This is a genomic window from Blautia pseudococcoides (assembly GCF_001689125.2).
Classification (GTDB): Bacteria; Bacillota; Clostridia; order Lachnospirales; family Lachnospiraceae; genus Blautia; species Blautia pseudococcoides.
Map to the genome: position 1 here is coordinate 3,052,984 of NZ_CP015405.2, position 13,454 is coordinate 3,066,437.

The 13,454-nt window shown below is 49.0% G+C and carries 11 protein-coding genes; 3 read left to right on the plus strand and 8 right to left on the minus strand.

What is annotated here, in order from left to right:
- Window positions 1-89 precede the first annotated feature (89 nt).
- From xylB to A4V09_RS14620, 4 genes are all read right to left on the minus strand, one after another.
- The gene (xylB, locus tag A4V09_RS14605) at window positions 90-1,559 is read right to left on the minus strand and encodes a xylulokinase (protein WP_065542997.1); all 1,470 of its coding nucleotides are present in this window, start codon (window positions 1,557-1,559) and stop codon (window positions 90-92) included.
- A 72-nt stretch (window positions 1,560-1,631) separates the two neighbouring features.
- Complete coding sequence (locus A4V09_RS14610) at window positions 1,632-3,104, minus strand: L-fucose/L-arabinose isomerase family protein (RefSeq protein WP_065542998.1); 1,473 nt, start codon at window positions 3,102-3,104, stop codon at window positions 1,632-1,634.
- Window positions 3,105-3,203: 99 nt separating this feature from the next.
- Window positions 3,204-3,827, minus strand: coding sequence for a DUF4867 family protein (locus A4V09_RS14615; protein ID WP_065542999.1), 624 nt, complete (start codon window positions 3,825-3,827; stop codon window positions 3,204-3,206).
- Window positions 3,828-4,132: 305 nt separating this feature from the next.
- A complete protein-coding gene (locus tag A4V09_RS14620; protein ID WP_157766960.1) occupies window positions 4,133-4,702 on the minus strand; it encodes a transporter substrate-binding domain-containing protein in 570 nt (189 codons plus the stop codon).
- Window positions 4,703-5,027: 325 nt separating this feature from the next.
- On the opposite strand from A4V09_RS14620, the gene mnmL reads away from it, so the two are divergent.
- Both mnmL and A4V09_RS14630 read left to right on the plus strand, forming a co-directional pair.
- The gene (mnmL, locus tag A4V09_RS14625) at window positions 5,028-5,975 is read left to right on the plus strand and encodes a tRNA modification radical SAM protein MnmL/YtqA (protein WP_065543001.1); all 948 of its coding nucleotides are present in this window, start codon (window positions 5,028-5,030) and stop codon (window positions 5,973-5,975) included.
- 16 nt (window positions 5,976-5,991) lie between these two features.
- Complete coding sequence (locus tag A4V09_RS14630; protein ID WP_065543002.1) at window positions 5,992-6,504, plus strand: DUF4364 family protein; 513 nt, start codon at window positions 5,992-5,994, stop codon at window positions 6,502-6,504.
- 136 nt (window positions 6,505-6,640) lie between these two features.
- Here the strand turns inward: A4V09_RS14630 and A4V09_RS14635 are convergent, their stop codons facing one another.
- Window positions 6,641-7,960, minus strand: a complete 1,320-nt coding sequence (locus tag A4V09_RS14635; protein ID WP_065543003.1) for a replication-associated recombination protein A — start codon at window positions 7,958-7,960, stop codon at window positions 6,641-6,643.
- 9 nt (window positions 7,961-7,969) lie between these two features.
- A complete protein-coding gene (locus A4V09_RS14640; protein ID WP_089280619.1) occupies window positions 7,970-8,656 on the minus strand; it encodes a polysaccharide deacetylase family protein in 687 nt (228 codons plus the stop codon).
- A 161-nt stretch (window positions 8,657-8,817) separates the two neighbouring features.
- Here A4V09_RS14640 and A4V09_RS14645 point away from each other — a divergent pair, with 161 nt between their 5' ends.
- The gene (locus A4V09_RS14645) at window positions 8,818-9,408 is read left to right on the plus strand and encodes a LysE family transporter (RefSeq protein WP_065544797.1); all 591 of its coding nucleotides are present in this window, start codon (window positions 8,818-8,820) and stop codon (window positions 9,406-9,408) included.
- Window positions 9,409-9,518: 110 nt separating this feature from the next.
- Here the strand turns inward: A4V09_RS14645 and A4V09_RS14650 are convergent, their stop codons facing one another.
- Both A4V09_RS14650 and A4V09_RS14655 read right to left on the minus strand, forming a co-directional pair.
- On the minus strand, window positions 9,519-12,854 hold the full coding sequence (locus tag A4V09_RS14650) for a TRAP transporter large permease subunit (protein WP_065543004.1): 3,336 nt from the start codon (window positions 12,852-12,854) through the stop codon (window positions 9,519-9,521).
- On the minus strand, window positions 12,855-13,361 hold the full coding sequence (locus A4V09_RS14655) for a TRAP transporter small permease (protein WP_065543005.1): 507 nt from the start codon (window positions 13,359-13,361) through the stop codon (window positions 12,855-12,857).
- Window positions 13,362-13,454 lie beyond the last annotated feature (93 nt).

Here is a 13,454-nt window from a genome sequence, read left to right on the forward strand (position 1 = left end):
ACGGACTTGTCAGGCCCTGTGACAGCAGTTATCGCTGTGTCTCGCCAAACGGCTGTTTCCCGTCCGCCTGGCTTTTTAACCGGTTCTTTCTAAATGATTTCACTGAAAAGATCTTTTACAGTAGGGTAAATCTTTGCAAACTTACGGTATTTTTCCTCATATTTTGCTGCCAGTTCCGGTTCCGGCTCCACGGTGCCTGTGACCTTTACGATCTTAGCGGCTGCATCCCGGACAGAGGTAAATTCCCCGTTTGCCACAGCGGCCAGCATGGCGCCGCCCAGAGCCGGGCCTTCCTCGGATTCGATGACATCCACCTTGATATTTAAAATATTGGCGATCATCTTTTTCCACAGCGGACTCTTTGCGCCGCCGCCGCAGATTTTTGTGCGCTCAATTTTAATACCAAGGGATTTTGCGACTTCAAAAGAGTCACGGATGGCAAAAGCAACCCCCTCCAGTACAGCCTGAGTCATATCAGCTCTTGTGCTGTCCATGGTAAGGCCAATGAAAGTACCTCTGGCATTTGGATTGTTGTGCGGAGAACGCTCTCCCATCAGATATGGCAGGAAATATACATTATTCTCGCCAAGTTTCTGGATTTTTGCCTGCTCTTCTGCATAGTCCTTGGTTCCGATGATCTCATCCATCCACCATTTGTTGCAGGATGCGGCGCTGAGCATACAGCCCATCAGGTGATAACATCCGTCTGCATGGGCAAAGGCATGAAGGGCATTGTTAGGGTCCACACCGAACTCTTTGCTGGAGATAAAGATGGTACCGCTGGTCCCAAGAGAAATATTACACATGCCGTCTCCTACAGTTCCTGTACCTACCGCTGCGGCTGCATTGTCGCCTGCCCCTGCCACGATTTTACAGGAAGCCGGGATACCCAGGTCCTTTGCAAGTTCAGGCTTCAGTGTGCCTACTGTCTCATAGCTTTCAAAAAGCTTTGGCATCTGCTCTTCTGTGATACCGCAGATATCCAGCATCTCTTTTGACCAGCAGCGGTTCTTTACATCCAGAAGCAGCATACCGGAGGCATCTGACATGTCACAGCAGTGTGTACCGGACAGTTTGTATGCCAGATAATCTTTTGGAAGCATGATTTTTTTTATCTTATTAAAGTTTTCCGGTTCATTTTCTTTTACCCAAAGTATCTTAGGTGCGGTAAATCCGGCAAATGCAATGTTTGCTGTATACCGGGACAGTTTATCCTTTCCGATCACCTGGTTCAGATACTCTGTCTCCCTGCCTGTTCTTCCGTCATTCCACAGAATAGCGGGACGGATGACATTGTCCTGCTCGTCTAAAATAACCAGACCGTGCATCTGTCCGCCAAAACTGATACCTGCTACCTGGCTCTTGTCACAGTCTGCAGTCAGTTCCCTGATCCCTTCCAGGCTCTCTTTCCACCAGTCCTCCGGCTTCTGCTCAGACCAGCCGGGATGGGGGAAGGAAAGGGGGTATTCCCTGGAAACAATCTTTTCTATTTTGCCTTCGCTGTTCATCAAAAGCAGCTTTACGGCAGAAGTTCCTAAATCCACGCCAATATATAACATGCTATATTCTCCTTATTAGAGGCTGCTCTTTCGGGCAGCCTCCTGAATTTTGTCAGTAAATAGCTCTATGGTTTAAGCAAATGGATTTTCTGTTGGATACAGAACACCCTTTGGCTGGTTATAGTTGATCTCTTCCACTTCTACGCCTAAGTATTTGAATACTTCATACAGTGCTTTTCCGAAATGTCCGAAAGCTACAGCGCCGTGATGCGGGTAATTCTTCTCTACCAGCACGTGACGGTAGAAACGTCCCATCTCCGGAATTGCGAAGATACCGATGGCTCCGAAGGAACGGGTTGCAACCGGCAGAACCTCGCCCTGTGCGATATAAGCGCGCAGTTTACAGTCTGCTGTGCTCTGGAGACGGTAGAATGTGATATCACCAGGCATGATATCTCCTTCCAGTGTTCCCTGAGTCACTTCTTCCGGCAGAGTTCTTGCCATAATCATCTGATATTTCATGGAGCAGAAGGAGAGTTTTCCTGATGCTGTGTTGCCGCAGTGGAAGCCCATAAAAGTATCTTTATGTGTATAGTTGTATTTTTCTTTGATTTCTGTCTCATACATATCAGCCGGAACGGTATTGTTGATGTCCAGAAGAGTAACGGCATCCTGGCTGATAACAGTTCCCAGGTACTCGCTTAAAGTTCCCCAGATATCTACTTCACAGGATACGGGAATACCGCGGCCTGTCAGACGGCTGTTTACATAGCAGGGCACGAATCCAAACTGAGTCTGGAATGCAGGCCAGCATTTTGTGGTCAGTGTCACGTATTTTCTGCTGCCCTTGTGAGCCTCAACCCAGTCAAGGAGCGTGATCTCATACTGAGCCAGTTTAGGCAGAATCTCTGGTTTCATGTTGCCTTCGCCCAATTCTGTTTCCATTTCTTTCACAACATCTGCGATTCTAGGGTCCCCTGCGTGGTTGTTGAAAGCCTCGAACAGGTCTAATTCAGAGTTCTCTTCAATCTCTACGCCCAGGTCATAGAGACGTTTGATAGGTGCGTTACATGCCAGGAAGTTTGTGGGACGAGGTCCGAAGCTGATGATCTTCAGGTTTTTTACAGCTACCAGCGCACGGGCGATAGGTGCGAACTCAGCAATCATCTCAGCCACTTCTTCAGGAGTTCCTACCGGATATTCCGGAATATATGCTTTTAAGCTGCGCAGTTTCAGGTTATAGCTTGCGTTCAGCATTCCGCAGTATGCATCACCGCGGCCCTGAACCAGGTTGTCGCCTCTCTCCTCAGCAGCAGCCACTACCATAGACGGTCCGTGGAAATATTTTACCAGGAGAGTCTCTTCCGTCTCAGGTCCGAAGTTGCCCAGGTATACAACAAGTGCGTTACATCCGGCCTCACGCAGCTCTTTTAAAGCTTTCTGCATGTCAGTCTCGCTCTCTACAACTGTTGGACACTCATAGATTTCACCCTTATAAGCGGCTGCTACCGCTTTTCTTCTGTTCTCAGACAGAGACATGGGGAAACAGTCACGGCTTACAGCCACAATACCCAGTTTTAATTCCGGCATGTTTGTTAAATTCATAATCTTAATCCTCCTGATTTTATATTGATTGATTTTTCTTTCAAGTCAAAACGGATATTCGTAATCCGCTTCGCTGCCTGCTCCTATGATGAAGCGAAATTAACAGTCTTTTACGGACAGATTCTCACCGGTCAGTCCCTCGAACGCGCCTTCGATCTTGGCGTCCTTGTGGGCGATCAGCCATTTGTTTCTGGCAAAGAGGAGCTTATCTTCACTGGTGTTGTTCTGCACAGCAGGCGCGTCTGTGTTGGTTCCCTTTGGAAGGATCACTGCAGTACAGAATTTATTTCCGTTTACATTGCATGGGGCATAGTGCAGGGTGGTGGCGTAAACTTCGACCACGGTTCCTGCCGGTACTAAAAATGCTTCCATTTTCGATGTGTCATATGTATTGTCTGCTTCGATGTCCTGCTCTTTTCCGAGAATCAGGATCAAGTCTGTCAGCGCTGCGTTCACTTCACTGTCTCTGTGGTATTCCACAGCGTTCAGCAGGTAGTTGCTGCCATTGCAGTAGCCAATCTGAATGGGCATTCCGCCGAACAGGCTATCAGCAATTTTCTCAGCACAGTCACAGGCTTCCAGCTTCTCATCTGATGCAACGTAGATGACATCGTCCGGCTTCGGAGTTTCCTCCAGTGCTTTCAGAAGACTGCTCACATCAAGACCTTCCACGACCTTACCATAGGCCTTGAACCGGGCATCCCTGACGTTTAAAATTTTCATGGGAATTGACCTCCTTGGGAATTAGTTTATCCATTAAACTATATGCTTATGCTACCATTGACGGAGGGAAAAATCAAGATGTTTTTTTAAAAAAGTGAATGTTTTTTTGGAGGAGGGGCGGGGTGTGGATATTTGCGGCTGCTCGACGTTCCAGAACCTGTGAGCTAACCAATAACTGCGGCTAAGACGTTCGCCCCTCCTCCCTGACGTTCTCTGCCGGAAGTGAAAAGCATGTCACTTTTGTAAGCGGGATAAAGGGCAAAAAACAAGACAGAATTCAGTCCTCTGCGTTCTGTCTTGTCCGGTTATTTTAATATGATGTCTTTTTCAAAGTATTTTTTTGAGATTTCTGTCAGGGTGCCGTCTTTTATCAGGGGGGTCAGGGCCTGGTTTTGGATGGCGGGGATTAGGCAGCTGCCTTTTGGGCCGAATATGGCAAGTTTTGGGTAAGCGGCTTTTTTGCCCAGCTTGTCCTGGATGCCGGAGACGTCGGCGTAGGGTTTGGTGGCGGAATAGTGTTCCCGGTTCCAGTCAGTGGTGCCTACGGTAATGACGCAGTCATATAGGTCAGCATCTAAGGAATTTAACAGGTTTTCTTCTGTTGTGTCTATGATTTCCAGGGTCAGGCCCAGTTTTTCTGCTATTTTGGCGGCTGTCTCCGGGGCGAAGCCTGCTGGTTTCGCTGTGCTTTCTTCTACATAACCCATGGAACCGTCGTCTAAATGTATGCCTACTTTCAGGACGCCTTTTTCTATGGTTGTGATCTTTCCCTCCCCTTCACAGTCTTTTTTGGTTCCGCATCCGGTCAGGGCTGCGGCTGTCAGGATGGCTGCGGCCAGAACACAGATGATACGGCGAAATTTATTTTTCTTCAATGATAACCACCTCATTTTCTTTGCTTTCTATAACAATATCATAAATGGTATGTTTGTGCAGGCTCTGCGGCTGTCCGGAGGCAGTCTGCTTTTGCCCGGCATTTTAACATATCCACGTAAAAAAACATAACATGCCTGCTACTTTTTGTCAAATGGCTTTGGAAATTTTAAGAAAATGAGACTAGAGCGGGATATCAGATACCTAAATCCGAACGTTTGTTTTTTTACTTGTAAAAGATTTTTCCTTTTGGTATGATAATAGAAAGCAAACAGTAAATGTGAGAATATAGAACTGTTACAGCTAACAACGGAAAGGTCTCTGGATATGAATACATGGAATGGAAAACCCTATCACTCTTTTGATCATATGCTGAAGGAATGGTTTTCGGAGAAAATATATAAGGTAGCTCTGAACGGAGGGATGACCTGTCCTAACCGTGACGGTTCTCTGGACAGCCGCGGCTGTATCTTCTGCAGCGCAGGAGGTTCCGGGGATTTTGCCGGCGACAGGGATTTGCCTGTCACTCAGCAGATTGATGAACAGGCTGCTAAAATACGCAGCAAAAGGAATGCCGGCCACTTTATTGCATACTTTCAGGCGTACACCAACACTTACGCACCTGTGGAATATCTCCGGAAAATTTTTACGGAGGCAGTTTCCCATCCCGATATTGTGGCACTGTCCATTGGGACCCGGCCTGACTGTCTGGGTGAGGATGTGCTGGATCTGCTGGCTGGTTTGAATGAGCAGAAGCCTGTATGGGTGGAGCTTGGACTGCAGACCATGCATGACAGCACTGCGGCTTACATCCGAAGGGGATATCCCCTCTCAGTTTTTGAGGATGCAGTACAAAGACTGAGGGCACGGAATCTGGAAGTTATCGTGCATACCATTCTGGGACTTCCCGGTGAAACTAAGGATGATATTCTGGAGACCATCTCCTATCTGAATACACAGGATATCCAGGGAATCAAGCTGCAGCTTCTGCATGTCCTGAAAGGCACAGATTTGGCAAAGGATTATGAGGACGGCAGATTCTCTGTCTATACAATGGAGGAATATATAGATCTTGTCATTGCCTGCCTGGAACACCTGTCCCCCCGCATTGTCATTCACAGACTCACCGGGGATGGGCCCAGAGAACTTCTTTTAGCGCCGCTTTGGAGCAGCGCCAAGAAGACCGTCCTCAACACCCTGCATCATGAGTGCAAGATCCGGGGCGCTTACCAGGGACGGCTTTACACAGATTCCAATGTACACAAGAGGGCATGAAAAAGGAGGATTCTTTATGGCTGAACCACTCACTTTATACAAACTGATAATACTGTACATGCTGCAAAAAGTGGATTTCCCACTGAGCAACGCCCAGATATCCGGATTTATACTGGACAAAGGATATACCAACTACTTTCATCTCCAGCAGGCAATCTCTGAGCTGATCGAGTCGGGTCTGGTGCGCTCCGAGACTGTGCGCAATGCCTCTTATCTGAAGATTACAGATTCGGGGAATCAGACATTGGAATACTTTGGGGAGGAGGTTTCCGCTGATATAAAAAAGGATATCAGGGAATTCTTCCAGGAGAACTCCATGGAACTGAAGGAGGAACGCTCTGCCATGGCTGACTACTACAAAAGTGATAAGGAGGGTTATCTTGTCCGCTGTCAGGCAAAGGAACGTGATATCCCTCTCATAGATATGACACTGACCGTGCCCACAAAAGAAGCCGCAGAGGCTCTGTGCGCGGCATGGAAAAAGAAAAGCAAACAGGTATATGAAAGCCTGCTGGATATGCTCCTGTGAGCATTGCGTGGCTTATGGCATATTGACTGTGCCATAAGTTACACAATGCCCGCCGGGCATGTCCGGAAGGCTTTTCTTTCCGGGTCCGAACCAGTGCCCGCGGCGTCCGCCAGGCTATAACCTGAGGTATGCCCCGTCACCGGCCTCTGCGGATCCTGTCCAGATGATCCCTGATGTTCTTTTCATATCCATTTTCCGTAGGCTCGTAAAACCGGCTGCCCAGTATCTCCGTAGGAAGATACTGCTGCTCCACATAGTGGTTGGGATAATCATGGGCGTATTTATATCCCATCCCGTGTCCCAGCTTGGCTGCCCCTTTGTAATGGGAATCCTGGAGATGCGGGGGCACAGTTGTGCGTACAGACTTCACGGACTCAGCAGCATTGAAAACCGCCATACAGGCAGCATTGCTTTTCGGTGCGCTGGCTACATAAGTCACGGCCTGGGAGAGGGTGATCTGTGCCTCAGGCATCCCAAGACGTTCCACGGCCTGGGATGCTGCCACTGCCACAACCAGTGCCTGGGGGTCTGCATTTCCCACGTCCTCTGAAGCGCATATCATGATCCGCCTGGCAATGAATTTAATATCCTCCCCTGCGTACAGCATTTTAGCCAGGTAATAGACTGCCGCGTCCGGGTCAGAGCCACGCATACTTTTTATGAATGCGGAAACCGTGTCATAGTGGTTGTCCCCAGTCTTGTCATAGCGCACCACCCGCTTCTGGATACACTCGGAAGCCACATCAAGGGTCACATGTATCTTTCCGTCTGCTGCCTTTTCGGTGGTCAGCACAGCCAGCTCCAGGGCATTCAGGGCAGCACGCGCGTCCCCGCCCGCTATATCCGCCAGAAATTCCCTGGCCTCATCCGTAAGCTCCACGTCATAGCTTCCCATCCCTTTCTCCACATCTGTGGCAGCCCGGATCAGAAGCCTGCTGATATCCTCACGCTCCAAAGGCTTCAGTTCAAAGACAATAGACCGGGAAATCAGGGCGCTGTTGACCTCAAAATAGGGATTTTCCGTGGTTGCGCCTATGAGTATCAGCGTCCCGTCCTCCACAAAAGGCAGAAGGTAATCCTGCTGTCCTTTATTGAAGCGGTGTATCTCATCAATAAAGAGAATGGTTTTCTTCCCGTACATGCCCAGATAATCCTGGGCTTTTTTCACTACTTCCTCCATGTCCTTTTTTCCGGCAACCGTTGCATTCAACTGCTGGAACTGGGCGCTGGTGGTGTTGGCAATAACCTTTGCCAGTGTAGTCTTTCCCGTACCCGGAGGTCCGTAGAAAAGTACACTTCCCAGTTTGTCCGCCTTGATGGCACGGTAAAGCAGTTTCCCTTTACCGATGATATGCTCCTGCCCCACCACCTCTTCCAGCGTTGTGGGGCGCAACCTGGATGCCAGGGGAGACTCATTCTCCAGAGTCTGTTCTTTCATATAATCAAATAAATCCATTATTTTCTCCTATTCCAGCAACAGTTCATCCACTGTCACAAATTGGTACCCTTCCTCTGTAAGCGTATCCACTATCTGTAGGGCGGCTTCCACAGAGGTGTCAAATATATCGTGCATTAAAATAATATCACCTTCCCCCACATCTTTCACTACTCTTTTTACAATTTTTTCAGTATTTTGCGTTTTCCAGTCCAGAGAGTCCACATTCCAGGATACAGGAATCATGGTGATACAGAAATCCAGGTTCTTTTTCCAGGAACCGTAGGGCGGGCGGACAAAGGAAGAATAGGTGCCTGTGGTTTCATATATCTTATTGCAACCTTTTAACACCTCATCTCTGGCCTTGGCTTCGGATAATTTATTAAGCTGCACATGATTGTAGGTGTGGCTGCCGATCAGATGTCCCTCCTCCTGGATCCGGTTGACCAGCTCCTCATTTCCTTCTATATTTTTTCCAATCAAAAAAAAGGTGGCATGGATACCACGTTCTTTCAGACCGTCCAGAAGCTTTGGGGTATAGACCGGATGAGGACCGTCGTCAAAAGTCAGCGCGATTTTCGGGTGCTCCTCATCCGACAGTTCCCCCACTGTCTGTATATTCAGCTCTGAAAAAGAATCTGTACTGTATTTCAGTGCTGCCGCTGCTGTCAGAACCAGAAGGACTGCCAGACAGAGCCATATTTTATTTTTACTCATACTGCAACTCCGGCCATACTGTTCCTTCTATTTATATGTATAGAATTTGGGGAAAAGACTTTCTCTTCCCAGGTCAATATGATAAAATATCAAATAATATTTTTATCACGTTCATGAAGGCCAAAGAAGCGTTTATCCAGGCCGAGGGAGGGATTTTTGACATGACATTTGACGTATTATCTTCACTGGCTGTCTACGCTCTGGTGACAGGCTGGTCGCCCGGACCTAATAATGTACTGCTGCTGAGTACCACCGGCCGATTCGGACTGAAACGGAGTATGAAACTGATCACGGGTATATGGACCGGTTTTTTGACCATTATGCTTCTGTGTGCAGTCTTCAGCGTAGGGCTTGGCCGGCTACTGCCCGGAGCGGTTCCCTATCTGAAATACATAGGCGCAGCTTATATCCTGTATCTGGCATTTACCGTTCTCAAAAGAAAGCCTGTGCGCGCTGATGACGGCACGGGAAAAGACCCTTCCTTCGTCTCGGGTTTCCTGCTGCAGTTTATCAATGTGAAAGTCATCCTGTACGGCATCTCTGCCCTGAGCAGCTATGTTCTTCCATACGAGAGCAGTGTCCCGGCGCTGATTTTCTTTGCTTTTTTCCTGACATTTTTCGGTGCCACGGGAAATCTGGTCTGGGCCTTGATCGGAAGTATCTTTCAAAAATGGTACAACAAATATTATATGGCATTTAATATTATCATAGCTCTGCTGCTAGTCCGCTGCTCTGTAAAGCTGATTCTGTAAAACATTATATCTCTGCCGGCATCTCTTCCATTTCATGAGCAGAGCAAAACTGCCGCCGGTGCGGCTTCCCTTTCCGGAATGCAGGCACCAGCGGCAGTTCTTATTCTTCGTTATTTAAAAGCATTGACTAAATCTTCGCCGTCATCATATCCCTGTGATTTCAGTTCTTTGATAAACCATTCATCAATCCCGTCAACTGCTTTTTTGAAGGAATCAATATCCAGATCATCATAAGCAGTCACATCCATACCGTTTTCTGTCTGCCAGCGGTTCAGGATCTCATCATCCCCGGCACGGTTGATCTCACGCTCATACCGGACAGCCTTCTGTCCGATCTCGTCCACAACCTCCTGCTGCTCGGGAGTCAGTTTGTCATAGACTTCCCGGTTGATGCCAAAGAACAGGCAGTCATAGTTGGCGTTCCAAAGGGAACAGTATTTCTGCACCTCCTGGACACTGGCTGCGTCGATGGCCGGAAGGGGATTTTCCTGTCCCTCCACCGTGTTCTGCTGCAGGGCTGTGTAAGTCTCAGACCAGTTCATATTGGTGGCGTCAGCCCCCCACCGCTTGTAGCACTCCATCAGCAGGTTGGAACCTGCCACACGGATTTTCAGGCTCTTCATATCATCCACAGATTTTACTTCCCTGACAGAATTGGTGAGCTGGCGGAAACCGTTCTCCGCCATGCCCATACAATGTACACCGTACCCCTCCAGGATTTCCTTCATCTTCTCACCGGCTGCCCCGTCCAGCTTGGCATCCGCATCCTCCACAGAATCGAAGAGAAAGGGCAGGGACACCACGTTGAAGCGGGGGTCAAAGGCAGAATAAATCAGGTTGGAGTGCATGGATATCTGTACCGGGTCGCCGTTCATCAGGGCTTGAATGCCCTCTGACTGGTTTCCATTGGTGAGCTGGTCGGCTGCGTAGACATTCACATGGATCTTGCCGCCTGTGGCCTCTTCCATCATTTCACCAAATTTGCGTCCCGCCTCGGCCCAGGTGCTTGTCTCTGTGGTGGAGCAGGCAAAGTTCCAGGTCTGCTCTTCCCAGGCAAGGTCACTCCTGTCCTCCACCTGATAGGCGTCTGATGTTTTGGCGGCAAAAGCTTCGATCAGCTCTTTCACCTCCCCTTCATCATATCCTTCACTTACCAGTTCCTCCTGATACCACTGCGGAATGTCCGCTGCGGCTTTTTTAAAGGAATCAATATCAAGGTCCTCATACGCTGTGATCTCCACGCCGTTTCGCTCTGTCCAGCGCTCTTTGATCTCATCATCGCCGGAGCGGTTAATATGGCGCTCATAATCAACCGCCTTTCTGCCTGCCTCGTCCACTACCTTCTGCTGTTTGGGTGTCAGACTGTTGTACAGTTCCTCGTTGATACAGAAGAACAGGCAGTCATAGTTGGCATTCCACATGGAGCAGTATTTCTGCACCTCCTGCACACTGGCCGCATCAATTGCCGGAAGCGGATTCTCCTGGCCCTCCACAGTGTTCTGCTGCAGAGCAGTGTAGGTCTCGGACCAGTTCATATTGGTGGCGTCAGCGCCCCATCTCTTGTAGCATTCCATCAGCAGATTGGAACCTGCCACACGTATCTTCAGATTTTTCATATCATCCACGGTTTTCACTTCCCTGACAGAGTTGGTGAGCTGGCGGAAACCGTTCTCTGCCATACCCATGCAGTGCAGCCCGTATTCCTCCAGAAGGGCATTCAGCTTCTCTCCTGCCTCACCGTCCAGCCTGGCATCCGCATCCTCCACAGAATCAAAGATGAAGGGCAGGGATACCACATTAAACCGCGGGTCAAAAGCAGAATAGATCAGATTGGAATGCATGGATATCTGTACCGGGTCGCCATTCATCAAAGCCTGGATGCCCTCTGACTGGTTTCCATTGGTAAGCTGGTCGGCTGCGTAGACATTCACATGTACTTTTCCGCCTGTTGCTTTTTCCATCAGCTTTCCGAACTGTTCCCCGGCTTTTGCCCATGTGCTTGTCTCTGTGGTAGAACAGGCAAAGTTCCAGGTCTGTTCTTCCCATCCCAAGTCACTGTAGCCGCCCATTTCATTGTAATCTTCAGAGCTGTTGTCTCCCACTGTGCTGCCTGTATTGTCCTTCAGCTTGGAGGTTCCCGTATAAGAGCTTCCGGCAAACGCTTTCGGCAGACACACAGAAATCTGCGGAATGTATGTGACCAGCAGCAGCACAGCTACACTGGCAGCTATCATAGGAACAACCGCCCTGGAGATCTGCTGCAGACTGACTTCCAGTCCTTTTTTGATCTTAATACTGATAGCCACAAACAGATTGACACCCACAGGCGGGGTTACCTGTCCGATAGCCAGATTGACCGTTGCCAGTATACCGAAGGCTACCAGATCATATCCCAGAGCCTTGCAGACCGGCAGCATAATGGGAATAAATATGTACATAGCGGAATTGGCGTCAATAAAGCATCCCGCAATAAGGAAAATCACGTTCACGATCAGAAGGAAAATAAACTGATTGTGAGCCACACTGCCCAGCAGCTCGGATGCCGCCTGGGAGATGCCGAACTTTGTGCAGACAAAGGAAAACAGGGACGCACAAGCCACGATAAGCATGATACCGCCGGTAGTCTTGGCTGATTCCACGAAAATGTCAATCAAATCCCTGAATTTTACTTCCCTGTAAATGACCATACCCACAAAAAGGCCGTATACCACAGAGACAGCCGCCGCCTCCGTGGGCGTGAATATACCGCCGTAGATACCGCCGAGAATGATGACCGGCATCAAGAAGCCCCAGAACGCATCACCAAACGCGCGGAGCCTCTCCCCCCAGCCCGCCTTTTGGGTAGTCGGCTGTATGCCTTTTTTGCGGACCTCGATCATGATGACAAGAATCAGAGCAAGGCCCATGAGGATCCCCGGCAGAATCCCCCCTGCGAACATATCCGCAATAGACACACCGGTGATGGACGCATATACCACAAATGCAATACTGGGCGGTATGACTATGGCTATAGAACTGGACGTGGCCATCATAGCCGTGGAAAACGGTGCGGAGAACCCTCCCTCCTCCACCATAGCTGGAATTAAAACTGCGCCCAGTGCCGCCACCGTAGCCGGACCGGAACCGGAAATAGCGCCGAAGAAACAGGCTACAATAACGCACACAATAGCGATGCCGCCTCTTCTGTGTCCCACACAGGTATTGACAAACTTAATAAGACGTTTGGAGATTCCGGCCTTGGCCATGATATTTCCCGACAAGACAAAAAACGGGATCGCCAGCAGCAGGAATTTGCTGATACCGGAATACATATTGGTAGCCACGATCGTCAGGGATGTGCCTGAGTACAGGATAGCACACACGGAGGACAAGCCCAGACAGATAGCGATCGGAACATTGAGAATCAAGAAAATAAAAAAAGAAATAAATAAAACCGCACTTACCACTTAGGCCTCCCCCTTTCTCTTAACAAATTTAAAATCCGTGCAGAAATCAATACAGTATTCCACAAAATGCAGGATCATGAAGACTGCGCCAATAGGTACAAAAGACCAGAAGATCCATTCCGGCCAGTTCAGCACATAGGTCCTCTTTCCATTGGCAAGCTGTGTCAGCACCTTGTCCATACCGTACCGAAACAGTATTACTGTAAATACCACAGAGAGCACTGTCACAAGAATGACCATGGGTTTCTTTGTCTTCTTCGGCAGCCTGTCCGTAACCAGCGTCAGGCTTACCAGCTCTCCTTCCCGGCTGGCCAGAGCGGCTGCCATGAGTGTGATCAGTACAAAGACTGCCACGACCAGCTCTTCCGTAAATGACCAGGAGCGGTGTATTACTTTCCTGGAAAATACATTTCCCACAGTCAGAACCAGAATCAGCAGTGTGGATGCAGCCAGGATCAGCTTCTCAGCCGAAGCCAGTACATCCATGATTTTTTTGTAGACTTTCATCCCTTTTCCTCCTCTTTTATAACAGACACAAAAACCCGGCACACATCTGCCCGTGCAGCGCGTACATTCAGCGCATAGAAAAACCGCTGCCTC